Origin of the sequence: Kurthia sp. 11kri321, assembly GCF_001534765.1 — a bacterium.
In the GTDB taxonomy this organism is placed as follows: Bacteria; Bacillota; Bacilli; order Bacillales_A; family Planococcaceae; genus Kurthia; species Kurthia gibsonii.
Window position 1 is genome coordinate 1,915,431 of record NZ_CP013217.1, and the last position, 25,262, is coordinate 1,940,692.

General features: G+C 36.1%; 28 protein-coding genes. 4 read left to right on the forward strand and 24 right to left on the reverse strand.

Going from position 1 to position 25,262, the window contains the following annotated elements; translation table 11 throughout:
- Positions 1-2: 2 nt before the first annotated feature.
- The 20 genes from ASO14_RS09725 to prsW form a co-directional block, all read right to left on the reverse strand.
- The gene (locus tag ASO14_RS09725) at positions 3-1,103 is read right to left on the reverse strand and encodes a prephenate dehydrogenase (protein ID WP_068454397.1); all 1,101 of its coding nucleotides are present in this window, start codon (positions 1,101-1,103) and stop codon (positions 3-5) included.
- Positions 1,100-2,200: a histidinol-phosphate transaminase gene (hisC, locus tag ASO14_RS09730; protein WP_068454400.1), complete on the reverse strand. Its 1,101-nt coding sequence runs from the start codon at positions 2,198-2,200 to the stop codon at positions 1,100-1,102. Before hisC ends, ASO14_RS09725 begins: the two co-directional genes overlap by 4 nt.
- Positions 2,201-2,230: 30 nt before the next feature.
- Positions 2,231-2,593, reverse strand: coding sequence for a chorismate mutase (gene aroH / locus ASO14_RS09735; RefSeq protein ID WP_068454404.1), 363 nt, complete (start codon positions 2,591-2,593; stop codon positions 2,231-2,233).
- A gap of 12 nt (positions 2,594-2,605) precedes the next feature.
- On the reverse strand, positions 2,606-3,679 hold the full coding sequence (aroB, locus tag ASO14_RS09740; RefSeq protein ID WP_068454407.1) for a 3-dehydroquinate synthase: 1,074 nt from the start codon (positions 3,677-3,679) through the stop codon (positions 2,606-2,608).
- A gap of 2 nt (positions 3,680-3,681) precedes the next feature.
- Positions 3,682-4,863 carry a chorismate synthase gene (aroC, locus tag ASO14_RS09745; protein ID WP_068454410.1) on the reverse strand — a complete coding sequence of 394 codons (1,182 nt, stop codon included), beginning with the start codon at positions 4,861-4,863 and terminating at the stop codon, positions 3,682-3,684.
- A 179-nt stretch (positions 4,864-5,042) separates the two neighbouring features.
- The gene (locus tag ASO14_RS09750; protein ID WP_068454413.1) at positions 5,043-5,816 is read right to left on the reverse strand and encodes a CheR family methyltransferase; all 774 of its coding nucleotides are present in this window, start codon (positions 5,814-5,816) and stop codon (positions 5,043-5,045) included.
- A 248-nt stretch (positions 5,817-6,064) separates the two neighbouring features.
- On the reverse strand, positions 6,065-6,487 hold the full coding sequence (gene ndk / locus ASO14_RS09755) for a nucleoside-diphosphate kinase (protein WP_068454418.1): 423 nt from the start codon (positions 6,485-6,487) through the stop codon (positions 6,065-6,067).
- 100 nt (positions 6,488-6,587) lie between these two features.
- Positions 6,588-7,562, reverse strand: a complete 975-nt coding sequence (gene hepT / locus ASO14_RS09760) for a heptaprenyl diphosphate synthase component II (RefSeq protein ID WP_068454422.1) — start codon at positions 7,560-7,562, stop codon at positions 6,588-6,590.
- Between the two features lie 20 nt (positions 7,563-7,582).
- A complete protein-coding gene (locus ASO14_RS09765) occupies positions 7,583-8,287 on the reverse strand; it encodes a demethylmenaquinone methyltransferase (RefSeq protein WP_068454425.1) in 705 nt (234 codons plus the stop codon).
- Positions 8,288-8,307: 20 nt separating this feature from the next.
- The gene (locus ASO14_RS09770; RefSeq protein WP_068454428.1) at positions 8,308-9,072 is read right to left on the reverse strand and encodes a heptaprenyl diphosphate synthase component 1; all 765 of its coding nucleotides are present in this window, start codon (positions 9,070-9,072) and stop codon (positions 8,308-8,310) included.
- Between the two features lie 61 nt (positions 9,073-9,133).
- A complete protein-coding gene (gene mtrB, locus ASO14_RS09775; protein ID WP_068454431.1) occupies positions 9,134-9,355 on the reverse strand; it encodes a trp RNA-binding attenuation protein MtrB in 222 nt (73 codons plus the stop codon).
- Positions 9,356-9,416: 61 nt separating this feature from the next.
- A complete protein-coding gene (gene folE, locus ASO14_RS09780; RefSeq protein WP_068457466.1) occupies positions 9,417-9,944 on the reverse strand; it encodes a GTP cyclohydrolase I FolE in 528 nt (175 codons plus the stop codon).
- A 257-nt stretch (positions 9,945-10,201) separates the two neighbouring features.
- Complete coding sequence (locus ASO14_RS09785) at positions 10,202-10,474, reverse strand: HU family DNA-binding protein (protein ID WP_068454434.1); 273 nt, start codon at positions 10,472-10,474, stop codon at positions 10,202-10,204.
- A 995-nt stretch (positions 10,475-11,469) separates the two neighbouring features.
- Positions 11,470-12,483 carry an NAD(P)H-dependent glycerol-3-phosphate dehydrogenase gene (locus ASO14_RS09790; RefSeq protein WP_068454437.1) on the reverse strand — a complete coding sequence of 338 codons (1,014 nt, stop codon included), beginning with the start codon at positions 12,481-12,483 and terminating at the stop codon, positions 11,470-11,472.
- 16 nt (positions 12,484-12,499) lie between these two features.
- Positions 12,500-13,810: a ribosome biogenesis GTPase Der gene (gene der / locus ASO14_RS09795; RefSeq protein WP_068454440.1), complete on the reverse strand. Its 1,311-nt coding sequence runs from the start codon at positions 13,808-13,810 to the stop codon at positions 12,500-12,502.
- Between the two features lie 229 nt (positions 13,811-14,039).
- The gene (gene rpsA / locus ASO14_RS09800) at positions 14,040-15,218 is read right to left on the reverse strand and encodes a 30S ribosomal protein S1 (protein ID WP_068454443.1); all 1,179 of its coding nucleotides are present in this window, start codon (positions 15,216-15,218) and stop codon (positions 14,040-14,042) included.
- Between the two features lie 69 nt (positions 15,219-15,287).
- On the reverse strand, positions 15,288-15,887 hold the full coding sequence (locus ASO14_RS09805; protein ID WP_068454446.1) for a lysophospholipid acyltransferase family protein: 600 nt from the start codon (positions 15,885-15,887) through the stop codon (positions 15,288-15,290).
- Between the two features lies 1 nt (position 15,888).
- Entirely contained in the window at positions 15,889-16,563 is a 675-nt protein-coding gene (cmk, locus tag ASO14_RS09810; protein ID WP_197409919.1) for a (d)CMP kinase, read from the reverse strand.
- Between the two features lie 121 nt (positions 16,564-16,684).
- On the reverse strand, positions 16,685-17,341 hold the full coding sequence (locus ASO14_RS09815; RefSeq protein WP_068454450.1) for a flagellar brake protein: 657 nt from the start codon (positions 17,339-17,341) through the stop codon (positions 16,685-16,687).
- A gap of 124 nt (positions 17,342-17,465) precedes the next feature.
- Complete coding sequence (gene prsW, locus ASO14_RS09820) at positions 17,466-18,137, reverse strand: glutamic-type intramembrane protease PrsW (protein WP_068454452.1); 672 nt, start codon at positions 18,135-18,137, stop codon at positions 17,466-17,468.
- Positions 18,138-18,211: 74 nt separating this feature from the next.
- On the opposite strand from prsW, the gene ASO14_RS09825 reads away from it, so the two are divergent.
- Positions 18,212-19,186, forward strand: coding sequence for an asparaginase (locus tag ASO14_RS09825; RefSeq protein WP_068454455.1), 975 nt, complete (start codon positions 18,212-18,214; stop codon positions 19,184-19,186).
- Positions 19,187-19,239: 53 nt separating this feature from the next.
- Here the strand turns inward: ASO14_RS09825 and ASO14_RS09830 are convergent, their stop codons facing one another.
- The 4 genes from ASO14_RS09830 to ASO14_RS09845 all read right to left on the reverse strand — a co-directional run bounded on the left by ASO14_RS09830 (position 19,240) and on the right by ASO14_RS09845 (position 23,669).
- Positions 19,240-20,202: a YpdA family putative bacillithiol disulfide reductase gene (locus ASO14_RS09830; protein WP_068454458.1), complete on the reverse strand. Its 963-nt coding sequence runs from the start codon at positions 20,200-20,202 to the stop codon at positions 19,240-19,242.
- A gap of 189 nt (positions 20,203-20,391) precedes the next feature.
- A complete protein-coding gene (locus ASO14_RS09835; RefSeq protein WP_068454461.1) occupies positions 20,392-21,141 on the reverse strand; it encodes a LysM peptidoglycan-binding domain-containing protein in 750 nt (249 codons plus the stop codon).
- Positions 21,142-21,215: 74 nt separating this feature from the next.
- Positions 21,216-22,652: a RecQ family ATP-dependent DNA helicase gene (locus ASO14_RS09840; protein ID WP_068454464.1), complete on the reverse strand. Its 1,437-nt coding sequence runs from the start codon at positions 22,650-22,652 to the stop codon at positions 21,216-21,218.
- The gene (locus ASO14_RS09845) at positions 22,653-23,669 is read right to left on the reverse strand and encodes a YpbB family protein (RefSeq protein WP_068454467.1); all 1,017 of its coding nucleotides are present in this window, start codon (positions 23,667-23,669) and stop codon (positions 22,653-22,655) included.
- Positions 23,670-23,774: 105 nt separating this feature from the next.
- On the opposite strand from ASO14_RS09845, the gene ASO14_RS09850 reads away from it, so the two are divergent.
- The 3 genes from ASO14_RS09850 (at position 23,775) to ASO14_RS09860 (ending at position 25,225) form a co-directional block, all read left to right on the forward strand.
- The gene (locus ASO14_RS09850; RefSeq protein ID WP_068454470.1) at positions 23,775-24,023 is read left to right on the forward strand and encodes a ferredoxin; all 249 of its coding nucleotides are present in this window, start codon (positions 23,775-23,777) and stop codon (positions 24,021-24,023) included.
- A gap of 140 nt (positions 24,024-24,163) precedes the next feature.
- Entirely contained in the window at positions 24,164-24,367 is a 204-nt protein-coding gene (locus tag ASO14_RS09855; protein WP_068454473.1) for a hypothetical protein, read from the forward strand.
- Positions 24,368-24,442: 75 nt separating this feature from the next.
- Positions 24,443-25,225, forward strand: a complete 783-nt coding sequence (locus ASO14_RS09860) for an enoyl-ACP reductase FabI (RefSeq protein WP_068454476.1) — start codon at positions 24,443-24,445, stop codon at positions 25,223-25,225.
- Positions 25,226-25,262 lie beyond the last annotated feature (37 nt).

Sequence of the window (25,262 nt, forward strand, 5' to 3'; positions counted from 1 at the left end):
CTTTACGAAATATAAAATTCATATGGACTACGTGTACGAATGCATTCTGCTGCTCGCTTACGATCTCCACTTGATTGGAAACTTACAACTAAAATACCGAAAACGTCTTCCCTTGTCTCGACAATTCGAATATTTGTAATACTGATTTTTTCTTCTGCAAAATAACCTGTAATTTCAGCGATACTACCAGGATAATCTGGTACATCAATATATAAATCATATGTTGTAAATAATGCACCTGATGTATCAGGTAATGCATCACGAAATTGTTTTGCTTCTTCAAAAAATTGATAAATGTCTTGTTCGGTACCTTTTTCTAAAATCGATTGCACACGTGACATCTCTTGTTGCCATTTTGCTAATTGGTCTTGTATTTGCGCGCGATTTTGCACCGTAATATCTTGCCACATTGTTGGATTGGAACTAGCAATACGTGTAATATCTCTAAATCCACCTGCTGCCAATCGTTTCGTGAATGGATGCTCTGCATTTTCATTTGCTAGTTGATGCACAAGTGACGCTGCCACAATATGCGGGAAATGACTAACAACCGACGTCATATGATCATGTTCTTCAGCAGGAACAACCATGAGTTTGGCATTTGTTAGTTTTAAAATTCCTTCTAAAGCTTTCACTTGTTCTTCCTTTGTACTTCCCAAAGGTGTCAACATATAATATGCATTTTCAAATAAAATTGGTTTAGCTGCTAGAACACCACTTTTATGTGAACCTGCCATTGGATGCCCACCAATGAACGTAATACCTTTTTCAGCTAAATGTTGCGCTTCTTCCATAATGATAGCTTTTGTACTTCCTGTATCTGTCACAATTGTATGTGATGGTACAGTCCATGTTTGAAGTTCTTTCATCCATTGAAGTGTTGCATTCACAGGTGTTGCAAAAATGACAAAGTCGGCTTCTTTTACGGCTTCTTTCGGATGTGTTGCTGCTTTATGAATAACGCCTAATACTTTCGCACTTTGAAGTGTATCGGCATTTGCATCATAACCGATAATTTCATGTTCTGGAGAGCGTTGTAAAGCAAGCGCAATCGAACCGCCAATTAAGCCTAAGCCTACGATGAGAATTCGCTTTTTACTCAAGCGAATACCCCATGTTTTTGTAACACTTCTTCTAGCTGTGCGAGTAAGCCTTCATTTTGTTCTTTCGTGCCAATTGTCACACGAATATAGTTTGGAACACCCAGTGGATTACCACTACGAATAATATAACCTCGTGACATTAACTCTTGGAATACGACATCACTATCCATCTTCACTTCAAATAAGATGAAGTTTGTATCGGTTGGGTAATAATCTAATTGGTGTTTTTCACAAAATGCAATATATTGTTTTTTACCGGCTTCATTGATTTCACGACATGACTCAATATATGCTTGATCCGCTATTGCTACCGGAACAATCGCCTGACTTAATACCGTATTATTAAATGGACCACGCACAGGATCAAGTCGCGCAATCAATTCTTTATTGGCAATACCGTAGCCTACACGGAAAGCTGCTAAACCGTATGCTTTTGAGAACGTACGCATAATGATTAAGTTGTCGTATTGTTTTAATAATGGTAGTGAATCTGTGCAATTTGAATTTGTTACATATTCAAAGTATGCTTCATCTAAAACGACAAGTACATCTTTCGGTACTTTTTTCAGGAATGCTTGTAGTGGTGCATCTTCAATGACCACACCTGTTGGATTGTTCGGGCTACATACCCATACAACTGCTGTATTTTCGTCAATTGCATCAAGCATCGCATCTAAATCATGTGTGCGATTCTTCAATGGAATTTCACGAATTTCCGCACCTTCAATCAGTGCATTTAATTTATATTGTGAGAATGTTGGTGTTGCCATAACTGTATTTACACCTGGTTGAAGTAACGCGCGTGTCACGATACTAATCAGTTCATCTGAGCCGTTACCAAAAATCAATTCGTCACCGTTTACACCTAAATGTTTTGCAACTGCTTCACGCATCGCTGTACCATAACCGTCTGGATATAATGCAAAGTTATGCACTGCATTCTCTAAATAAGCCGTTACTTTTGGTGAGCATCCTAATGGATTTTCATTCGATGCTAATTTTACAATCTCCGATAACCCGAATTCTTTCTTCACTGCTTCAATTGATTTTCCAGGTTGGTATGCTTTCAACCCTTTTACTGATTCTTTCCACTTCATCGTTAAGTCGCCTCTTTCTTCCTCATCTCATTATTTTACTAAGTCTGGTCTTAATTTCATTGCCTCATTCAAATAGACATGGGCAATTTCTTTCTGTGCTTTTTGCGTTTCTACATTCACAAGTAGACGGATACAAAGTGGTAACGCACCCGCGACATTCATTTCGTGCATACACATAACTGGAACATAATCCCATCCCTCATACGTGCGTACAGTTTTTGCTGGAAAAGCAGATGTAATATCTGGCGTCGTTGTTGCAATAACGGATGATACATCTTCTGCTTTTACTTCATTGCGCTCAATGATTTCTTTTAATAATCTCGTTGTTTCAATCTCTACTTGTACAGCATCATTTACTGTAATCGTTGTTGCACCTCGAATACCTCGAATCATATGGGACACCTCCTAAACAATTGTGCGTAGTAGTGTATCGATTTCGCGACACTCTTCTACTGTTACTTTTTGAACAAACGGCTTACCAATTTCATCTAATAGAACGAATTGTAAAATACCGTACTCTGCTTTTTTATCTGTCATTAAGTATGGTAATAACGTATCAAACGTAAAATCATGTACTGGTTTGAATGTATAGCCATTCTTTTGAGCGAAAGCTAAGAACTCTAACGTATTCGCACGATTTAGTTGACCATACTTTTCACTTAACAATAAGGCATAGACCATACCAATCATAATCGCCTCACCATGTGCTAACTTTCCAAATCCAGAAGCAGCTTCAATTGCATGACCATACGTATGACCGAAGTTTAAGTATTTACGTACGGAATGTTCTTGTTCATCTTGTGAAACAATGTCTGCCTTTACTGTGATTCCACGCTCTAAATAGTGCGCTAATTGCTCTTCTGATAAACGCTGAATATCTTGCGTTAAAAATTCTTCATACCACTGTTCATCCGAGATGAGGGCATGTTTAATCGCTTCTGCCATACCTGAACGTACTTCTTTTTCAGGTAATGAAGCTAAAAATGCAATATCATATAAAACAGCTTCAGGTTGATAAAACGCACCAATCATATTTTTACCTAGTGGATGATTGATGGCTGTTTTTCCACCTACAGCTGAGTCATGCGCCAAAATAGTTGTTGGAATTTGAACAAATGGGATACCACGCATAAAAGTAGCTGCTACAAAACCAGTTAAATCGCCTACTGCTCCACCACCGAATGCAAAAAGCATTGATTTACGTGTGCATTTTTGTTCTAAAAGGAATGTTTGCGCTGCGTAATAACTGTCAAATGTCTTGCATGCTTCACCTGCAGCTAAAATATGCAATTTGAATGGATGTGGAAAAGCTTTTGAAAAATGTTCTCCATGAAGCGCCCAAACGTGTTCATCTGTAAATACAACCAATTGATCGGCTGTTTCGATTTTGCTAGCAAGTGATGTAATAGCTTCTGTTAAATGATGTGAACCAATCACGACTTCATAGGCGTGAGATGGTGTTTGTACGGGAATACGCATCATTAAAACTCCTTCGCTTGTTGTTTCATTTGCTCGATTTGTTGTTGCAGTTGTGGTAACTGGTCTGCATGGAATTGGTCTAAAATTGCATTCGCAATTTCAAAAGCAATCGCATGTTCTGCTACGACTGATGCAGCTGGTACTGCACATGCGTCTGAACGTTCTACAGAAGCCTTAAATGCCTCTTTTGTTTCGATATCCACACTTTGTAATGGCTTATAAAGTGTTGGAATCGGCTTCATAACGCCACGTACAACAATTGGCATACCTGTAGACATACCGCCTTCTAAACCGCCTAGGCGATTTGTGCGGCGTGTATAACCTTGCTCCTCATCCCAAATGATTTCATCATGGACTTGTGACCCAGGTACATGTGCTGCATCAAAGCCAATACCAAATTCAACACCCTTAAAAGCATTGATACTAAGCATCGCTTGTGCCAGTTTACCATCTAACTTGCGGTCGTAATGTACATATGAACCGACACCTGCTGGCATACCTTCTACGATGACTTCAACAACGCCACCAATTGTATCGCCTGCTTTTTTCGTTTCATCGATTAGTGCAACCATTTTTGCTGAAGCTTCTGGGTCCACGCAGTAACATGGATCTTCTTCTACGATTGTACGAATTTCTTCTACTGATTTTCCTTCAACTGCTTGTCGGTCGATTGTAATACCACCGATTTCTACAACATGCGCTACGATACGAATATCTAATTGTTCTAAAAGAATTTTAGCTACTGCACCAACAGCTACACGTACAGTTGTTTCACGTGCTGATGAGCGTTCTAAGACGTTTCGTAAGTCGCGGTGACCATATTTCATACCGCCTACTAAATCGGCATGTCCTGGACGTGGACGCGAGATTTGACGTTTGATCTCATTCGGGTCAACATCTTCTGGAAGTGGCTCTGCACCCATAATTTTTGTCCAGTGTTTCCAATCATCATTCGTTACCACAAGCGCAACAGGTGAGCCGAGCGTTTTACCATGACGAATACCTGATGTAATTTCTACCGTATCGGTTTCGATTTGCATACGTCGACCTCGACCATGTCCTCCTTGGCGTCTTTTCAGTTCATGATTAATCTGTTCTGCTGTAATTGGTAGTAATGAAGGAAGTCCTTCAATAATTGTTGTTAATTGTGGGCCATGTGATTCACCCGCTGTTAAGTATCTCATTTACGCTTTCCCCCTTCACATCGCTAAAGTATATGTTTTTCACTATAACATATATTTTTATAAATTTCAGTTGATTTTATAATAAAAATAAATTAACTGAAATTTTGATGTTTTTTGAATTTATTTTTATTTATAAAAAACCGCTTTTCACATATGCGAAAAGCGCATTCCTCTTATAGTTAACCTTTTTTACGATAGAAAAATGTATCTTCTACTTCAAAATCATATTGTGCTGGATTAAAAATTTGTTCAGTGCTTCCAACAAATAGTACACCGCCTGGTTTCAAAGCTTTACTGAAGTTATGATAAATTTGATCTTTCGCTTCTTCTGTAAAATAAATCATGACATTACGACAAACGATTAAATCATGATTTTGTTCATATCGATCATTTAATAAGTTATGTTTTTTAAATGTAACCGTTCTTTTAATATCAGGCGTTACTTTATAAAAAGAACCTTCTTGCTCAAAATATTTTTGTTTCATTTGTGCTGGAACTTCGGCAAGGGAGCGCTCCGGATAGATGGCTGCTTTTGCTTTAGCAATTGCATTCTCATCTAAATCTGTAGCTGAAATAGATACTTGAGATAATGGCTGATGATTTGATAGTACCATCGCAAGTGAATACGGTTCTTCACCTGTTGAACAAGCTGCACTCCATACTTTTAAGCGTGGGCTTGCTTTCAAGAGACGTGGTAAAATCTTTTTCTCCAAAACTTCCCATCGTTTACCATTACGATAAAATTCAGATACATTAATCGTCATACGATCTAAAAATTCGTCCATAAGTTCACGATTAACATCCATCTCTTTGAAAAAGTCTACAAAATTACTAAAACCTTTTTTCTCATATAAAGACGTTAAGCGTCGTTTCATTTGTGCCTCTTTGTAAAGAGCTAAATCAATGCCGGTTTTCGTCTTTACACGTTCAACGAACATTTCATAATCTGTCATACCTTTTCCTCCCTCTATTCATACTTACCATTATAAAACATTTTTTCATATTCTGAAATAGTGTAACGTGAAAAGATGTTTATCAGAGCGCTTTCATTCATTTATTTTTAAAAAACGGACATAATCTGAAGCACAATAAAAAAAGAGCCACACAGATGTGCAACTCTTTCATTCAAAGTATCAAATCATTTTTACGGTTAGTAAAGATGTTTTTACTTTACTTATAATTTTCATCTACGAGATGAAAATTATTTTACTAAACCTTCTTCACCGAAGAATAGACCGATTTCGCGTTCAGCAGATGCTAAAGAATCAGAACCGTGAATGATGTTTTCAGCTACAGTTGTAGCGTAGTCACCACGGATTGTTCCTGGAGCAGATTCAGCTGGGTTTGTAGCACCCATCATAAGACGAGCTAAAGCGATTACGTTCTCGCCTTCCCATACCATTGCGAATACAGGACCAGAAGTGATGAATTCTACTAATTCACCAAAGAATGGACGTTCTGCATGCTCTGCATAGTGTTTTTCTGCTAATTCTTTTGTGATGTTCATTAGTTTAGCGCCTTTTAATTCGAAGCCACGACGTTCGAAGCGGTCTACGATATCACCTACTACTTGACGTTTTACGCCGTCAGGTTTAACCATTAAAAATGTTTGTTGGATAGCCATGTTTAAATTACACTCCTTAATAATATCTACAGGTATTTTACCTACCGTAAAATTCTATCATTGAATGCCATAATGTTCAACAAATACTATGACAATTTGGTTAAAATTTACGTTTCCCCATGAAATTTGCAATATCTACAAGTGATTTATTCACTGGATGATTCGGTAACTTGTCTACTTCTTTTAACGCCTTCTGTAAATATAAATCACTTATATGATTTGCTTTTTGAATTGCGTCAGATTTTCGAATCGCCTTCAATAGTTGTTGACGTTCGCCTTCAGTAATCGGCCCTTCAATCACTTTTTCAATCATTGGACGAATTTGGTCATCTTCTAAAGCATATAACGCTGGTAATGTAACGTTCCCTTGCATTAAATCGCTTCCTGCTGGTTTACCTAGCTGCTTATCCGTTGCCGTAAAATCTAAAATATCATCAATAATTTGGAATGACATCCCTACATAATATCCAAAACGGCGCATATGACGTACAACTTCTGGCGATGCGCCTGAAGCGATTGCTCCTAGCTCACAACTTGAAGAAATTAAAACAGCTGTTTTACGCTTAATCCGACGGAAGTAATCACGTAAGTTTTGCTTGAGTACCTGTTTATCTTCAATTTGAATAATTTCTCCCACACAAATCTCAACCATTGTATTTGATAATACTTGATGCGCTTGTTGTTTTTTTATTTGCGTCATATATTCTAATGCTTTTGCAAAAATAAAATCGCCTGCATACATTGCTACTCGGTTATTATACTGTGCTTTTACTGTTTCGCGACCTCTACGTAATTCCGCATTATCAATTACATCATCATGAACAAGTGATGCCATATGAATTAATTCGAGTGGCACAGCAACATTTTTGATTTGTTGAATATCATATTGTCCAAATTTTGCAGCGAGCAAAACAAAAACTGGGCGAATGCGTTTTCCCCCAGCTTTTAAAAGATGCAAAGAAGCTTCATTCAAAAAGTGTGAAGAGGAATTCAGCGCCGTTTCTAATTCTTTTTCGATGATGTCAATCTCTGATTTCATACCAGAGTAGAGCATCTTTAGCTTCATCTTTTCCACGTGAATAAACCTTCTCCCGCCTATTTTTCTTTTTTATAGCCAATATGTGTTGCAGCTGCCCCACCGCTATAAGAGGTATAAGATACATTCACCATACCTGCTTGTTCAAACATTTTTTTCAACTCTTTACGTCCTGGGAACGTATCTGCCGACTCTTGTAACCAAGAATACTCTTTGTAACTTTTAGCTAATAATTTACCAAAGATCGGCATAATATATTTAAAGTAAAATTTAAATAGCTGTTTGTAGACAGGGATCTCTGATTGTGACGTTTCAAGACAAACGATTTTTGCGCCTGGTTTTGCAACACGATTCATTTCACGTAATACTTGCATATAATCCGGTACATTACGTAAACCAAATCCAATTGTTACATAGTCAAACGAATTATCTTCAAAAGGTAGTTCCATTGCGTTCCCTTGAATTAAATTCACATTGTCCATATCTTTTGTTTTATCGATGCCGACATTCAGCATATTTTGACTAAAGTCTAAACCAATAACATCGCCATCTTTACCAACTGCCTCACCAAGCGCAATTGTCCAATCTGCTGTACCGCAACAAACATCTAATGCTTTAGTTCCTGGTTGGATGTTCATTTGCTGCATCGTATCTTTACGCCAGCTTTTGTGCATCTGGAAACTAATCACCGAGTTCATTTTGTCATAGTCACCTGAAATATTCTCAAAGACTTCATGTACGCGTTCTGATTTTGATTGTGCCAATTTTTCAACCTTCCCTCTTCCTACGTTGCACTGTGATTAAGCGCCTCAATTCGACTTAAAATGGCAGTTTTTGCAACATTCGTTAAAAATCCCATAGTATGAATTTCTTCTGTTAGCTTTGTAGCTCGTGTGGTAATTTCTTGTTGGATTGCTTGGATGGCTTCATCCTTTGAAGAAAATCTTTCTGAAATCACACGAAAAAGACGTATTGTACTTGTATCATTTATTACTTTTTTGAGTTCTGCTGATAAACGACTGAGTAACATGCCCTTTTTCATCAATTCAATATATACTGTAAAGCCAAAATGCCCCATAAATTGTTCTACTGCTCTACTAACGATGGTTTCATAGCGAAGGAGCAACTCTTCTAGTGTACACTCTTTCGGTTCATAGAATGCGGTTTTTTGCTCACTGATTTCTGCTACGGCATTTGATAATTTTTGTACAAACTGAATATCTGGTAGTTTTGCTAAGGTGTCATAGTACATGCCACTATAGTAATCTCCAGCTAATACCATCAATTGTTGTGCTTTTGACGTCGCTTGTTGTTCTTTTACCAAATCATGCGTTGTTAAAGCCGTCTGAATCATGGCAACACTTTGAGCAGCTACTTGATGTTGTTTCGTCCACTGTTCACCGTTTACTCTTGGTAGCAATAAATAAAACAATTGATCATCCCAAATTGGTGGCTGACCTGTATATGCTAGGAGGGTTCTATGATGCAATTTATTGTAAATTTCATCTTTTAATTCTGTTACAAGTTGCTCCATGTTAGCTGCATTCATAAAAAAAATCTCCATTCAATTCATTTCCTGATGTTTCAATCAACACGATGTTTAATACTTGTTACTTCTTTGCGTCACTTTCAATTGTACCATTTGCAGATTGAATAATCGCTTTACCACGAATTTTCATCGCAGATGTATGTTCGGTAAATTGCGCAATCATAACTTCGCCTTGATCTAATTTTTCAGAATGATGGAATTTTGTGTCATCGCCTCGTGTAAGGCCTATTACGTGTACACCATCTTCTTCTGCTTTAATTACAATAAAATCATTTTGAGACATAAGACAGCTCTCCTATCATTCGAATTTTCTCATTCTATCATACCACAAAAGCCTATTAAAATTAAGGCATTTGAATGAACGAGAGAATTTCATTTCTTTTTACAGAATCTTCCTCAAATACACCTTTAGCAACGGATGTAATCGTTTTAGCACCCGGCTTTTTAATGCCACGCATCGTCATACACATATGCTCTGCTTCTACGACTACATATACACCTTGTGGAGATAGCATATCCATCAGTGTTTGTGCAACTGTATCTGTAATACGTTCTTGTAGTTGTGGGCGACGTGCGACTGTTTCAACGGTACGCGCTAATTTACTCAATCCAGCTACAACACCGTCTTTTGGTATGTATGCTACATGTGCTTTACCATAGAACGGTACAAGATGATGTTCGCACATTGAAAAGAATGGAATATCTTTTACAAGAACGACTTCATCATGTCCTTCATGAAATACCGTTTCAAAATACTCTTTTGGATCTTTATGTAAACCTTCAAACATTTCTGCATACATTTTAGCTACACGTTTTGGTGTATCAAGTAATCCTTCGCGTGACGGATTTTCTCCTACAGCTTCTAAAATCATTTTTACAGCTGTTTGAATTTTATTTATGTCAACTTGTGAACTGATTTCCTTTGTCAAAATTACTCCCCCATTATCACTTAATCAATCTGCCTGTTAAATTCTCTTTTTGATGTTAGCATATACGACCATGCAAGGCAAAGGGCTAAGACTTATTATTTCTGTGAAAATATGCAATTTTTTCGATTTGTATAAAAGTGCATACAAAAAGAGCAGCTAATCAAAAGATTAACTACTCTTATGTACCGCATTCGATTCGATTATTTAATCGCGTCTTTAAGTGCTTTACCTGGTTTGAAAGCAGGTACTTTACTTGCATCGATTTGGATTTCTTCACCTGTTTGAGGGTTACGTCCTTTACGAGCAGCACGTTCACGAACTTCGAAGTTACCGAAACCGATTAACTGTACTTTATCACCTTTAGCTAGAGCCTCTTGGATTGTTTCAAATACAGATTCAACTGCTTTCGCAGCATCCTTCTTAGAAAGTTCTGCAGCTTCTGCTACTGAGTTTACTAATTCTGTTTTGTTCACACCATTCACCTCCTCTCAAAGACTTTTGTTTTAAATCATGTAAAAGAGTATCATAAACACGATTTACTTCGCAATAATATTTATACTTCTTTTACCAACTTTTATCAACTGTAAACTATTTAGTTACTTCATGCCAGTTCAAAGTAAATATAGATTTCAAATAAGCATAAAATAACTTCTCATAACATTCATTGAAACAAAAATAACTTTATTTTACAAACCACATCATTTTTCAGAAAAAAATTAAAGTTTCAATAAATCGGTTTTTTATTCAAATATATGAATAAAAATAATTTTATTTTTTTCTAAAACATTGCTACACCAACATTTACCACATATTACCGTTCCACACCTTATAGATTACCGTTCTTTAGAACTTTTAAACACATTTACTTTATTTTTTTATTTCTATTTGAAAATATTGATTTTGCAAGGGTTTAAAGCGCAAAAAATACCTTTTCATACCATTTTAACTTGTATATTTTTATTTCTTTTATAGAAATGTATATATATTAGAAAAGATTATTTTTTCTTAAATACAACAAAGTGAATTTCTCAAAAAATTATTCTTTCTCTTAATCACTTTCATACACTCGAATATGCGTTTTAAATACATATATTTCTTTTTATTTTTTGTAAGTAAATAGACTTTTTATCTCAAAAAAAGAGTTATCTTTTAAAGCTTTTTCCACTTCTTTTTATTTTCTAAGTATATATTTTCTCTTAAGATAACTATAAAAAAATACCCCTTTTTTTAAAATTATATATTTTCTACAGCTTATTTTCTTTGTAATATTGCTATTTTTTTCGTTAAAATTTTTTTCTGAAATGATAAGTTTTTATATCATTTGCACAAAAGTACCTAAGATATTTGAATACAAATATCTTAGGTACTTTTTAAAAAGGAATTTAAAATCTAAAAAACACATAACATTACATATAACTTGTAACATTATGTGTTAATTTGTAAATTACTATATAATAGTAGAAATTTTTTAGTATTGTCCGTCCATTTCTGACTTTTTCATACGCAACATAAGTTTCTCAACCATCTCTTTTGCAGATTGATCTTCAAATAATACTGCGTATAAGGCTTGAACAATCGGCATTGAAACTTCGTATTTATCAGCAAGTTGGTGTGCTGCTTTTGTTGTACGAACGCCTTCTACAACCATACCCATTTGCTCTAATACTTCTTCTAGTTTCAAACCTTTACCTAATAAATTACCTGCTCGCCAGTTACGAGAATGAACAGAAGTACACGTTACAATTAAGTCACCCATACCAGCTAAGCCCATGAATGTCATTGGATTTGCACCCATTTTAATACCTAAACGTGAAATTTCAGCTAAACCACGTGTAATGAGTGCAGCTTTTGCATTGTCACCAAAGCCAATACCATCTGAAACACCTGCCGCAAGAGCAATAACATTCTTTAATGCGCCACCTAGTTCTACACCAACAACATCTTCATTCGTGTAAACACGGAAATAATGATTCATAAATAAATCTTGTACAACGACAGCTGATTCCAAGTTTTCACAAGAAGATGCAACTGTTGTTGGATGTTTTTTAACAACTTCTTCCGCATGACTTGGTCCAGATAAGACCACAATATCTTTTACAACTTCTTCTGCTAATTCTTCTTTCATAATTTCAGAAATACGAATTAATGAATCTGGTTCAATTCCTTTTGAAACATGTACAAAAATAATTTGACGGTTTAACGTCTTCATAATTTTTTGGCACGTTTCACGAATTCCCTTAGTAGGCACAGCCATCACAATAACTTCAGCATGCTCCACTGCAGATGCTACATCTGAAGTTGCACAAAGATTTTGCGGTAATACTGTTCCTGGCAAATACTTTTCATTTGTATGTTGCTGTTGAATTTCTTGTGCTTGGTCCTCTCGATGAGACCATAATAATGTATCATGTCCATTTTCGGCAAGAACAGTCGCTAATGCTGTTCCCCATGAGCCAGCTCCAAATACTGTAACTTTACTCATCTGTCCATTTCCTCCTCTAATCGCGCGCTCTAGTAATAATTCGAATTGGCGTACCTTCAAATTCAAACGTATCACGAATACGATTCTCTAAGAAACGTTCGTATGTGAAGTGCATTAATTCTGGATCATTTACGAACACAACGAATGTCGGTGGCTTGATTGCCACTTGTGTTGCATAGTAAATGCGTAGACGACGCCCTTTATCCGTTGGAGCAGGGTTACGTGCAACTGCATCTGAAATAACTTCATTTAGAATACTTGATTGAATACGCATTGCATGATTTTCACTTACACGATTAATTACAGGTAGTAAATTGTGTACGCGTTTACCTGTTTTAGCAGATGTGAAAACAATCGGTGCATAATCCAAGAATTGGAATTGCTCACGAATTTCTTTTGTTTTTTCGTTCATTGTCTTTTCGTCTTTATCAACAGCATCCCATTTATTCATAACAATGATGACTGCTTTACCTGCTTGATGCGCGTAACCAGCAATCTTTTTATCTTGTTCTTGAATACCTTCTTCACCGTTTAAAACGACTAAAACAACGTCGGAACGTTCGATTGCACGTAATGCACGTAATACACTATACTTTTCTGTGCTCTCGTACACTTTACCTTTCTTACGCATACCTGCAGTATCAATGATGACATACTCTTGACCGTCGTATTCGTATTCTGAATCAATTGCGTCACGTGTTGTGCCTGCAACGTCACTTACGATAACACGATCATCACCTAAGAATGCATTTACTAAAGATGATTTCCCTACATTTGGACGACCGATTAAAGAGAATTTAATGACATTTTCGTCATACTCTACTTCATCTTGTTCTGGGAAATGTTTTGCTGCTTCATCTAATAAATCACCCAGTCCTAAACCGTGTGAACCAGAGATTGGGAATGGATCGCCAAACCCTAATGAATAGAAATCATAAATCATATCTCTCATATCAGGGTTATCAATTTTGTTAACCGCTAAGACAACTGGTTTTTTTGTTTTATATAAAATTTTCGCTACTTGCTCATCTGCTAATGTTACACCTTCACGACCATTTGTCATAAAGATAATCACGTCTGCTTCATCCATGGCAATTTCAGCTTGTTCACGGATTTGATCTAAGAATGGTTCATCACCAATATCAATACCGCCTGTGTCAATAATATTAAATTCATGTGTTAACCAATCCGCTGAACTATAGATACGGTCACGTGTTACGCCCGCAACATCTTCAACGATTGATATACGCTCGCCTACAATTCGGTTAAAGATTGTCGATTTTCCGACATTAGGACGGCCGACGATTGCTATAACTGGTTTCGTCATTTTGTTTCATCCTTCCACTTTCAAAATTACTTATTATACAATAAAAAAGATGATGGGGGTTCCATCACCTAACCACTCATTGTTTACAGTGCTTCTATTTTATCAAAAATAAAGCACTATGAAAAGGAAAACCGTATATAAAGGAACTTTCTGCTTTTTCATATCTCATTACATGATAAAAAGAAGCGTGCATAACATCTCTTTATAGGATGTTATACACGCTCTATTATTAGTCTTTTTTATTGAAGTCTTTTAATTTATCACCTAGTAAATCCCCGAATGAGAAGCCAGTTTCTTGTTCAGGTAGTTCATACTCAACTACTTCTTCAACTACTGTATCATCTTCAAGTAACGCTTTAATGCTCAATGCAATACGTTTTTCATTCTCATTCACTTCAAGTACCTTCACTTGCACATCTTGACCTTCTTTTAAAGCCTCATGCGGTGTGTTGATATGCTTATGAGAAATTTGTGAGATATGCACAAGCCCTTCAATACCAGGTAAAATTTCAACAAATGCACCAAAAGTTACAAGACGACGTACAACACCGTCAAGAATGGCATCTTTCTGTACTTTTTCTTGAATATTTTCCCATGGTCCTGGTAGTGTATCTTTAATTGATAATGAGATGCGTCCTTCGTCTGGGTCAACAGCTAAGATTTTCACTTTTACTTTTTGACCTTCTTCTAGTACATCTTCCACATTTTCGATATGTTCATATGATAGTTGTGAGATGTGTACAAGACCATCTACGCCACCTAAATCAACAAACGCACCAAATGTTGCAAGACGTTGTACGACACCATCTACGACATCGCCAGCTTGTAAGTTTTGAATAATTTCGCCTTTTTGTTCTTCTTTTTGTTCTTGAACAACTGCGCGATGTGATAAGATTAAACGATTTTTTTCTCGGTCCATTTCAACAATCTTAAATGAAATCATTTTTCCTTTGTAGTCTTCAAATGATTCAACAAAGTGATCTTCTACTAAAGAAGCCGGTACAAAACCGCGAACGCCTAAATCAACAACTAGGCCACCTTTAACAACATCTTTTACTTCTGCTTCAAGAATTTCTCCCGCTTCAAATTGCTTTTCAAGTTTTTCCCACGCATGTTCTGCGTCTACTTTTCTTTTTGATAAAACATAGTTACCTGTTTTTTCATCTGCATCTGTCGCTGGGTCTTCCACTTTTGTAACTACAGCTTCAAATTCATCACCTACTGATACAGCGTCTGATGCCTTTTCCACATGTAAACTGGATAACTCGCTAATAGGGATAATACCATCGTACTTTGCATTTGGAATCGAAACAATGACACGATTATCTTCAACCGTTTCAACTTTTACCTTTACAACCGTACCTTCTTGAATTTCTGGTAATTCATTCACATTCATCTCTTCAGACATATGTAATCCTCCTTCGCCTCAGTTACCTTTATTTTAGTAGATTTCTAACAGAAAGACAAAAATTACCCTTTATTTTTTATTATCTGGGTGATATTCATCTAACAATTTTTGAATACTCGCCATAATTACTTCAGTTACTTCCTCAGGTTTTGCCTTATTTTCACGATAAGGTGTCATATCGATTGGTTGACCATAAACTACCGTTACTTTACGGAACATCTTATAAGGTCCAATAACTGCACATGGCATGACGACCGCATCACCACCACGTAGTGCAAAAAAGCCTGCACCTGAGAAACCTTTTCCTAATTGTCCTGTGCGGTTTCGCGTTCCTTCTGGGAATAAACCGACAACTTGCCCCTCTTTTAATAAAGAGATTGCTGTTCGTAATGCTTGACGGTCACTTAAACCACGTTTTACAGGGAAAGCGTGTACCTTTGGTAATATACCCTTAAGGATTGGTAGTTTAAACAATTCTTCTTTCGCCATAAAATTAACTGGTCGAGGAGCTGTTACACCAACAACTGGTGGGTCTAATTCGTCAATGTGATTTGAACAAAGTAGGACACCACCCTCTTTAGGGAAATTTTCTTGTCCGATAATTTGAATACGGTAGAGTGGTTTTAATGCTGCATAAACAACTGATCGTGCAAAATGGTAAAAGTCCATCTTATGCCATCCTTTCACTCGCTAATTTTAAAATTGCGTTTGCCGCTTCATCAATTGATAATTCTGTCGTATCTAAATAAATAGCATCTTCTGCTTGTACAAGCGGAGAAGCTTCTCGTTCACTATCCATCTTGTCACGAAGTGCGATTTCTTCTTTTAACGCTTCAAATGACGAGTCAATACCACGTTGTTTATTATCTTCATAACGTCGACGCGCACGTTCTTCTACTGTTGCAGACATGAATACTTTTAACTCTGCATTCGGTAATACAGCTGTTCCAATATCACGACCGTCCATAATGACGCCGCCTTTTTCAGCCATCTCATATTGACGTTCAACCATAATTTCACGCATTGTGCCATGAGCTGCAACAGTTGAAACTTGACTTGTTACTTCATTTGAGCGAATTTCACTTGATACGTTTTGCCCATCTAAAAATACAAGTTGGCCATTTGGAGACGGTTGTAGTTCGATTACTGTTTGTTTTAGTAATGTTGTTACTGCTTCTTCACTTGATAAATCAATTTGATGTTGTAATGCTTTATATGTTAAAGCACGATACATCGCACCTGTATCAATATACGTATAACCTAATTTTTCAGCCGCAATTTTTGCGATTGTACTTTTACCAGCTCCAGCTGGTCCATCGATTGCAATTTGAATTTTCTTTGTCACTTTGTTCAACCCTTTCTTTCGTAACATTGTACCATAAAAAATGCGTAACTGTACCACTTGAGAACATGAAAAAATGACATTTCAACACGACGAATTTGTCCATGAAATGTCATTTTTAAAATTAAATTTTTGTTTCTTTTTTTCGAATTAACAACTGACGTTCAAAACAAAAACGTAAGATATGCTGCTTGTCAATTTCGTCTGTATTCATAAATTTAAGCGGTACAATAATAACACCTTCTTGATCAATGACACGAATTACTTCAGCTGAAGTCTGTACGTATTTTACACCTTCTTCTCGGTTTTCAAAGGGAAGTGCAATCGTAAGCTCAACTTGTTCTAATGGCTTAAATTGATCTGCTTGTGAAGCAATAATCGCTAATCCACCTGCACTAATATCTTCTGATACATATTGACTATAATGTTCATTACGATAGATTGCAACATCAACTGGTGTCTCGACGCGTACATATTCTCGCCTTTGTACTTTTTCAAATTCTTCATCTGATGGAAGAGCAAGCTTTAATGTTGGAATATTTCCCTTTTCGCGTCCCATAATTGTTGTTTTAAAACTGAACCCAATCTTCGCTTCATCAATATAAGATGCACGAAAACGAGTTCCTTCCATTAAAAAAGCTGTACGATGTGTCAGTGTGCTAACAGGATAATCGATAAATAAGATATCTCCTTGTTGATCAACTACTTTACATTTAAACTTTTCATCTGTTTCTTCATCATAAGGCGCTAACAGTAAGTTTGTACCTAATTTAATCTCCATACTTTTCACCCATATCTGTTTAATTATATGTATATTATGGCATTATAACACAACTTTTTCCACAATTCTTTCAAAAAAATATTTCAATTTACACATATCATAATACAGATACACAACCTTTGAACTAATTCGCTTTTTGAATCAATAATTGAACCAGCGCTTTATGTGCTTGCTTTACTTTTCGTAAACTAAACCACCATAAAAACAGCATAAATGGAACCATATAGTATACCCAGTGATTTTGAGAAATGAAAATCGCATTGTATAAAATATGTAAGGTCATCGGGGCAAATAAGGCAAGTGCCCTGTATCGTAAACTCGCTTGAGAAGACTGGAATTTTGCTTTACCGAGATAATAACCCATCACAACCCCAAATAGAGCATGACTTGAAACAGGTAAAATTGCGCGTAAAAACGCTGTGTCCATGCCATAAGACATTAAATAAATCACATTTTCAACCGTTGCAAAACCTAAAGATACAGCTGCCCCGTACAATACGCCATCATAGGGGTCGTCAAATTCAACATGATGATAAATAACTAAAATCAGAAAAATCCACTTAAAAAATTCTTCAATAACGCCTGTAAAAAAGACATCTTGCACAATTATATGTTGAAAGACTTGTTCTTCTTTAAATACATACTGTAAAAACATGATTGGAAATGTTAAAATTGCGCCATAGATAAATGACTGTAGCAATGTTTTTCTAGGTTCTGTTGCCATTTGATTGCGTAAATAAAAAAAGCTAAACAAAGCAAGTCCTGGTGCAATCGCAACAGATAATAAGATGAACATAATTAAGCTCCTCTCACCTTTATTACTGCTTATTATAGCATTAGCGAACGCGATATTAATAGGAGGTATTCATATTGAAAAAACAAATTTTATTAATTCATACAGGTGGTACAATTTCAATGCATGTTGAAGAAAATGGTGCGGTTGTCCCTGATGAAGTCAATCCCTTAACAAAAGAGCGTGAAAAATTAGAACAGTTTGCACATATTACAGAGATTGATGCCTTCAATCTTCCTTCTCCACATATGACCCCTGAGCACATGTTGACACTACGTAAAATAATTGAAGAACAACTAAAAAAAGCAGCTTATGATGGTATTGTCATTACACATGGTACTGATACATTAGAAGAAACAGCTTATTTCTTAGATTTAACTATTCATACGGACATCCCCATTATTTTAACAGGTGCAATGCGTTCATCTAATGAAATTGGTTCAGATGGTATTTATAATTTAGTAGCTGCTATTCGTGTTGCTAGTGAAGAAAAAGCACATGGATTAGGTGTTTTAGTTGTCATGAATGATGAAATTCATGCTGCAGCAAATGTTACAAAAACATCGACAAGTAATGTTGCTACTTTCCAATCACCTCAATATGGCCCAATCGGTCTGATTACAAACAAAAATATTCATTTTCATCATTCACCTGTTCTTCGCGAATTTGCAGAAGTGCATGATTTTAAAAAACGTGTTGCATTACTCAAAACATATGCAGGAATGGAAGCAGATATCGTTGAAGCCATTCGATTAGCTAAATACGATGGCTTAGTTATCGAAGGTTTTGGGCAAGGAAATGTTCCACCTTCGATTGTACCCAGTATTCAAAAACTATTAGATGACGGTATTCCTGTTGTCATTGTGTCACGTTGCTTTAATGGGATTGCTCAAGGTGTTTATGGTTATGTAGGCGGTGGGAAGATGCTTGAGGATTTAGGCGCTATCTATACAAATGGGATTAACGGGCAAAAAGCGCGTTTAAAATTATTGGTCGCATTAAATGAACAAAACCCTAAAATCTCAATTGCTGAGTTTTTCTATCGAAACTAATAAAATATGAAAAGAGGGAACAGCCAGTTAAGCGTTCCCTCTTTTTTAAGATTTTACTTTTTTTGTTCAATACATTTGGCAATCTGCTCTCCATGGAATCGTCCATTTTCAATAAAGATTTCATTCGCGTTATTTCCAGCAGCAATAACACCTGCAATGAAAAGTCCTGGTACATTCGTTTCCATCGTTTCAGCATCAAAAACAGGTCGTCCTGTCGCTACATCTTGTTCAACACCCATCTCTTTAATAAAACGATGGTCCGGATGATATCCAGTCATAGCGAAAACAAAATCATTTTCAATTGTTTTTTCTACACCTTCTTCAACAAGAACGACTTCATGCGGACGAATTTCTGTTACAACTGTATTAAAATGCATGATAATTTCACCTGTACGTACGAGTGCATCAAAGTCAGGTAACACCCACGGTTTAATACTTGGCGAATAAACACTGCCACGATAAGCAACTGTTACACGCGCACCTGCTTTATGAAGTGCAAGCGCTGCATCAATCGCAGAGTTTTTACCGCCAATAATTAATACATCTGTATCAAAATAGGGATGCCCTTCTTTAAAGTAATGCATCACTTTTGGTAATTCTTCACCAGGGATATTCATATAGTTTGGATGGTCGTAGTACCCTGTCGCGATGACTACATATGGTGTGCGGTACACTTCTTTTGATGTCTCGACAACAAACTCCTCACCGTCTTTTTCTACATGACGTACTTCTTCAAAACGATGAATATCTAAATTTTTCATTTTAACCACTTCACGATAGTAGACAAGCGCTTCATTTCTTTTAGGTTTTTGTGCTTCTACGATAAAAGGAACGTCGCCAATGGCTAATTTTTCACTTGAACTAAAAAATGTTTGGTGGGTGGGATAATTATAAATTGAATTCACAATATTCCCCTTTTCAATTACAATCGGCTTCAAACCAATGTTTTGCAAAGCAATTGCTGCTGATAATCCACAAGGACCTCCTCCAACAATAATAGCTTCTTCTCGACGCATATCTGTCACTCCTTTTATTTCTAAAAAACTCTTCTATCATATTATACGCTTCTCTTTTTTAAAAAACAGTATTTGAATTACGTGTACTCTTCCCTTTTCCACCAAAATAAAAGAGGAATCATTTTACAAAACGATTCCTCTCCATATTATGTGACACCTATGACTTTTGAAATATAAGAACGATTATTTTTATTGTGTTTTAATTAAAGCTACTTTTGTCCCTGCTGGTACGCGATCCGCCGTAATTCCATTTAGTTGTTTAATTTGATTCACATATGCTTCACTACCATAGTATTTAATTGAAATACTTTGAATCGTGTCGCCTTCTACAGCATTGTGTAAATATCCGCCTTGAATTGCTGCTGTATAAGCTGAAGAAGGTTTTACAGTTTCAACTGGTTGTTTCTTTTTCTCTTCTTCTTTTTTCTTCTCAGCAGCTCGTTTTTCTTGCTCTACTTTTTCTCGTTCAGCCTTTTGTTTCGCTTCTTTTTCTTTTGCTGCCTTTTCCTCTGCTAGCTTTTGTTGTTCTTTTTCTTTTGCTGCTTGCTTTTCTTCTTTTGTTACATCATCAGCTTTAGCTGTTGAATCTTTTGTTTGTGTTTCTTTTTTCTGTGTTTCTTTTGTGTCTTTTTCGTCATTTTGATTTGTTTCAATCTCTACATGTTCAGTGCCTGCTGCTTTCGGAGCTTCTTTAGTAGGTGTATCCGATTTAATAACGAATGTATAAATTAAAATAGCGGCTGGAATCATAACAAAGACAACTGCTAACACTGTCAAAAGAGAATTATTCTTATTTTTTTTCGGCGGTTTCCCACCACCCTTTGCTTCTCTTTGCTGCTTACGTGACATGCGTGTAGGCTTCTCACTTGTCCCATTACCTTCTACTTGGATGGATTGGCGATGCGCCTCTACGCGCTCTTTATAATCATTTTGAGACATGTGTATCCCCCTTTTTCTATATAATCATAATACTATTATGACTAAAATTTTAATAAAAGTAAATGAATCTCAATTTAATTTGGAAATATTTGTTTAAAACGTTCTTGCCATGAAAAAAGTTGAGCTGATGCTTCTTTTATTAATCGCTTCTTCGGTATTACGTCTTCTGGTAGACCACATACGGAACAACATAACACAGGCTTCGTTAGGAGTTCCTGTTCAAAATATCGGCTAATTTCTTCTCTTATACAGTCTTTCCCTGTTAAAATTTGTTGCAATTGGTCGACTTCTTTCACTTTTTCAAATTTCATTTGATTTATTTGTTCTATTACCTCTATTTTTGGTAATTTATGCATCCAATAATGTAAAATACGATAACTTGTTTCAGTGATTCTACTTTCTTCTACCATAATAAAAGGATTAACGCCTTGATTCGCTAACCGCTCATATTCATCAATATGAAATTCTTGAGGGTAATCCATTACACTCACTGATTTTGTAATACGATCATCTTCTTCTGTAAATAATAATGTTGCAAAAGACTGTTCACCATCTCGTCCAGCTCTACCTACTTCTTGTAAATAATTCCCCATCGAACTTGGTAGATGGTCATGAATAATTTGACGAATATTTTCTTTATGAACACCCATACCAAAAGCATTCGTCGCAACAATCCAATCAAGCTCACCTGCAATAAATTGATGTTGTATCAATTGCCGTTCATCTTGTTGTATCCCTGCATGATAGGCTGCTACACGCACGCCAGATTCACGTAAAGCTTCTGCATATTCTTCTGTTTTCTTACGTGATTGTGTATAAATAATGCCAGGTGAAGTCGTATGTTGTACATGCGCAACTAACCAACCTATTTTCTCATAATGTTTTTGAATAGGTACTACTTGGTAGCAAATATTCGGGCGATCCACAGCTGAAATCCATTCATAAGGATTTTCCATATGTAAATATTTTCGAATATCTTCTTTCACACGATTCGTTGCAGTAGCTGTTAATGCTAAAACTGGTACACGTGAAAATGTACGAATAGTATCACCAATATTTAAATATTCTGGTCGAAAATCAAACCCCCACTGAGAAATACAGTGTGCTTCGTCTACTGCAATTAATGCAATATGAACACGCGAAAGAGCTCGCTTAAAACTTTTTTGTCCTAACATTTCAGGCGATACAAAAATATAGCGATACGCTTGTAAATTCGCTAACACACGTTCACGTTGTTCGCCTTGTAAAAATGAATTGATGGCAACTACGCGTTTTTCACCAAACCGCTTCATCTGCTCTACTTGATCTTGCATGAGTGATAGTAATGGCGAAACGATGACTACCGCTCCATTTAAAAGATAACCACTCAATTGATAACATAGTGATTTTCCACTCCCTGTTGGAAGAAGTGCAATCACATCCTTTTCTTGTAAAACAGCTTCAATCACTTCTCTTTGACCTGGACGAAATGTATCGTAATGAAAGTATTTTTTTAATGCTTTTTCTAACATTTAAACACCCCCTGCCCATGCTAAAACTAAGCGAATTTGAAAATAACTCGCTTCTGGTATCTTTTCTTTGATTGGTCTAAGTTTTTTACTCCCTACTTCAGATACAACTGCTTCAATTGCTAAACGCATCTCATTTGGTACAAATTGCTCAATCGGAAAAGTTTGCACATTCATTGCAATTTCTGCAATATGATCTTCAATTGTACTCATCTTCAAACGTCTAATCTGTGCAATTTGTTCCATGTTCATTCCCTGCATCAATAAATTAGCTGTTTGTTGTGTAGAAGCTGTTAACACTGTTTGTACACGCACTTGATATAAAAGTGGTTCAAACAAAGCGATAACATGTTCTTCAATAAAACGAATCATATGATGGAGTGTATGTACATATTGTAATTGTAAATCAAGTTCCGAACTATTCGTTTGTTCTTTTAATTGTTGCCATGTCCAACCAATTTGTTGAAACCCGCTCAAGCGATACATGAAGATATTTTTTTCTTGTTCAGTCACAGGAAGTTCTTCTAGCAATTGATGGAAAGCTTCAATAAAAGCATGTTGTTGCTTTTCTTCTTGATAATGTAGCCACGTCAAATACTGACGAACAAACTGTTGCACACGTTCATCTCGTACAATCGGTAAAAAGCGCGACTCTTGCATACGTAGATTAGAAATCGTTTGCACAACTAATTGGAATCGGTCAAAAAAAACATGTTCACCACCGCGTAAATGCCAACCATCTAAACCATCAAATGTGAGGTGAGGTGCAACTAGAACGTGTACATGTTCATCTTCTGAAATCGTAATTTTATTTTTTTGTTCTAGATGTTGAATTTGTGTATAAAATTTCTCTTTTGTTAAACGAGGGAATAAATTAAAGTATGGCTGTAATTGAAATAACCCTACATCTTGAATAGTTTGACCTGACTTTTTCCCTTTTAATAAATGATATGCAGAAAACACTGTTCGTTGTCCATCATACTTTTGAAGTATATGTAATAATAATTGTTCAAAAAACAAGCCAAATTCCTCCTCGTTTCGTTGATTATGGTTGAAATGAAATGCAAAGCACTTTAGAATAAGAATGAAGCTATTGGGAACGACACAAAAGGAGAGGTAAAATATATGGCTAAGTTTACAATTGTAGACCAAGATACTTGTATCGCTTGTGGCGCTTGTGGCGCTGCTGCACCTGATATTTATGACTACGATGATGAAGGTATTGCCTTCGTTATTTTAGATAATAACACAGGGACAACTGAAGTACCAGAAGACTTAATGGAGGACATGGAGGACGCGTTTGAAGGTTGTCCAACTGACTCAATTAAGGTTGCCGATGAAACTTTCGACGGCGATGCATTAAAATACGAATAATACGATAAGAGACTGAGCCTTTGCTTTAGTCTCTTTTCTTTTGTTATTAAATGTTTCAATTTTCTCTCAATTTAGTTTATACTTACTTTAAATGGGTATCGTGTTATATACATACTGCTATGATTATAAGGAGGTTTAAAATGAAATATTTTATCAACTATTCCATTCAACTCGTGTTATTTATTATTTTAGGTGCTGCATACGCTCAATTTATGACACATTTTACGCCTCTTTATTTTTTCTCTGAGAATGTTCGACATGTATTATTACTCATAGTAGCGAGCATTTTAAGCCTTGCCTCTGTTCATCTTATTAAAAATGTATTTGGCTTTGTTGCAAAATAATAGTTGCATTCGCGCTATGAGTACGTTAAAATTTTAGTATCAGGTACTAATAGTAACTATATGTAGGGGGCTATTATGGAAAATTTATTAAACTTTAAAGATAAAAATATCGTCGTAATGGGTGTTGCCAACGACCGTAGTATTGCATGGGGTATTGCAAAATCATTATTCTCAATTGGTGCACACGTTACATTTACATACCGTAAAGATCGTTCACTAGCAAAATTACAAAAGCTATTAGCAGATGTTGATGCGTCTACTTATGATGTCATTCAATGTGATGTTAACAGTGATGAGAGTATCCAACAAGCATTTGATGAAATCGGTAAAAAACGTGGTGTTATTCATGGTATCGTACACTCTGTTGCTTCATCTTTAACAGAGGATTTAAAAAACCGCTTCCTTGAAACATCTCGTGATGGTTATGCTTTCGCACAAGATACAAGTGCTTATTCATTAATCGCTGTTGCAAAAGCTGCACATCCTTATATGACAGAGAACGGTTCGATTGTAACGATGAGTTACTTAGGCGCTGACCGTGTGTTAGAAGGCTACAATGTAATGGGTATCGCAAAAGCAGCTCTTGAAGCATCTGTACGTTATCTAGCAGCAGATATCGGTCAAGACAACATTCGTGTAAATGCCATTTCAGCAGGACCAATCAAAACAATTTCAGCGAAAGCTGTTCCATCATTTAATCAAATTCTAAATAAAATCGAAGAAGCTGCACCAATGCGTCGCAACATTACACAAGAAGAAGTAGCGAATATGACAATTGTTATGTTAAGCCAACTTTCAAGCGGTGTAACAGGCGAAGTTATTTATGTAGATTCTGGCTATAATATTCTAGGTATTTAATAATAAGCGAAGAAGTAGGGATCTTATTCCTGCTTCT

Excerpts from the sequence above, each read along its gene's own strand:
- hisC (WP_068454400.1), bottom strand. The coding sequence starts at position 2,200 with ATGAAGTGGAAAGAATCAGTAAAAGGGTTGAAAGCATACCAACCTGGA.
- aroH (WP_068454404.1), bottom strand. The coding sequence starts at position 2,593 with ATGATTCGAGGTATTCGAGGTGCAACAACGATTACAGTAAATGATGCT.
- aroB (WP_068454407.1), bottom strand. The coding sequence starts at position 3,679 with ATGCGTATTCCCGTACAAACACCATCTCACGCCTATGAAGTCGTGATT.
- aroC (WP_068454410.1), bottom strand. The coding sequence starts at position 4,863 with ATGAGATACTTAACAGCGGGTGAATCACATGGCCCACAATTAACAACA.
- ASO14_RS09750 (WP_068454413.1), bottom strand. The coding sequence starts at position 5,816 with ATGACAGATTATGAAATGTTCGTTGAACGTGTAAAGACGAAAACCGGC.
- ndk (WP_068454418.1), bottom strand. The coding sequence starts at position 6,487 with ATGGCTATCCAACAAACATTTTTAATGGTTAAACCTGACGGCGTAAAA.
- ASO14_RS09770 (WP_068454428.1), bottom strand. The coding sequence starts at position 9,072 with ATGAATGCAGCTAACATGGAGCAACTTGTAACAGAATTAAAAGATGAA.
- mtrB (WP_068454431.1), bottom strand. The coding sequence starts at position 9,355 with ATGTCTCAAAATGATTTTATTGTAATTAAAGCAGAAGAAGATGGTGTA.
- folE (WP_068457466.1), bottom strand. The coding sequence starts at position 9,944 with ATGATTTTAGAAGCTGTAGGAGAAAATCCGTCACGCGAAGGATTACTT.
- ASO14_RS09790 (WP_068454437.1), bottom strand. The coding sequence starts at position 12,483 with ATGAGTAAAGTTACAGTATTTGGAGCTGGCTCATGGGGAACAGCATTA.
- der (WP_068454440.1), bottom strand. The coding sequence starts at position 13,810 with ATGACGAAACCAGTTATAGCAATCGTCGGCCGTCCTAATGTCGGAAAA.
- rpsA (WP_068454443.1), bottom strand. The coding sequence starts at position 15,218 with ATGTCTGAAGAGATGAATGTGAATGAATTACCAGAAATTCAAGAAGGT.
- ASO14_RS09805 (WP_068454446.1), bottom strand. The coding sequence starts at position 15,887 with ATGGACTTTTACCATTTTGCACGATCAGTTGTTTATGCAGCATTAAAA.
- ASO14_RS09815 (WP_068454450.1), bottom strand. The coding sequence starts at position 17,341 with ATGGAGATTAAATTAGGTACAAACTTACTGTTAGCGCCTTATGATGAA.
- prsW (WP_068454452.1), bottom strand. The coding sequence starts at position 18,137 with ATGTTCATCTTATTATCTGTTGCGATTGCACCAGGACTTGCTTTGTTT.
- ASO14_RS09830 (WP_068454458.1), bottom strand. The coding sequence starts at position 20,202 with ATGCGTCGAGAAGAAGCTATTATTGTTGGAGGAGGTCCTTGTGGATTA.
- ASO14_RS09835 (WP_068454461.1), bottom strand. The coding sequence starts at position 21,141 with ATGTCTCAAAATGATTATAAAGAGCGCGTAGAGGCGCATCGCCAATCC.
- ASO14_RS09840 (WP_068454464.1), bottom strand. The coding sequence starts at position 22,652 with ATGTTAGAAAAAGCATTAAAAAAATACTTTCATTACGATACATTTCGT.
- ASO14_RS09850 (WP_068454470.1), top strand. The coding sequence starts at position 23,775 with ATGGCTAAGTTTACAATTGTAGACCAAGATACTTGTATCGCTTGTGGC.
- ASO14_RS09855 (WP_068454473.1), top strand. The coding sequence starts at position 24,164 with ATGAAATATTTTATCAACTATTCCATTCAACTCGTGTTATTTATTATT.
- ASO14_RS09860 (WP_068454476.1), top strand. The coding sequence starts at position 24,443 with ATGGAAAATTTATTAAACTTTAAAGATAAAAATATCGTCGTAATGGGT.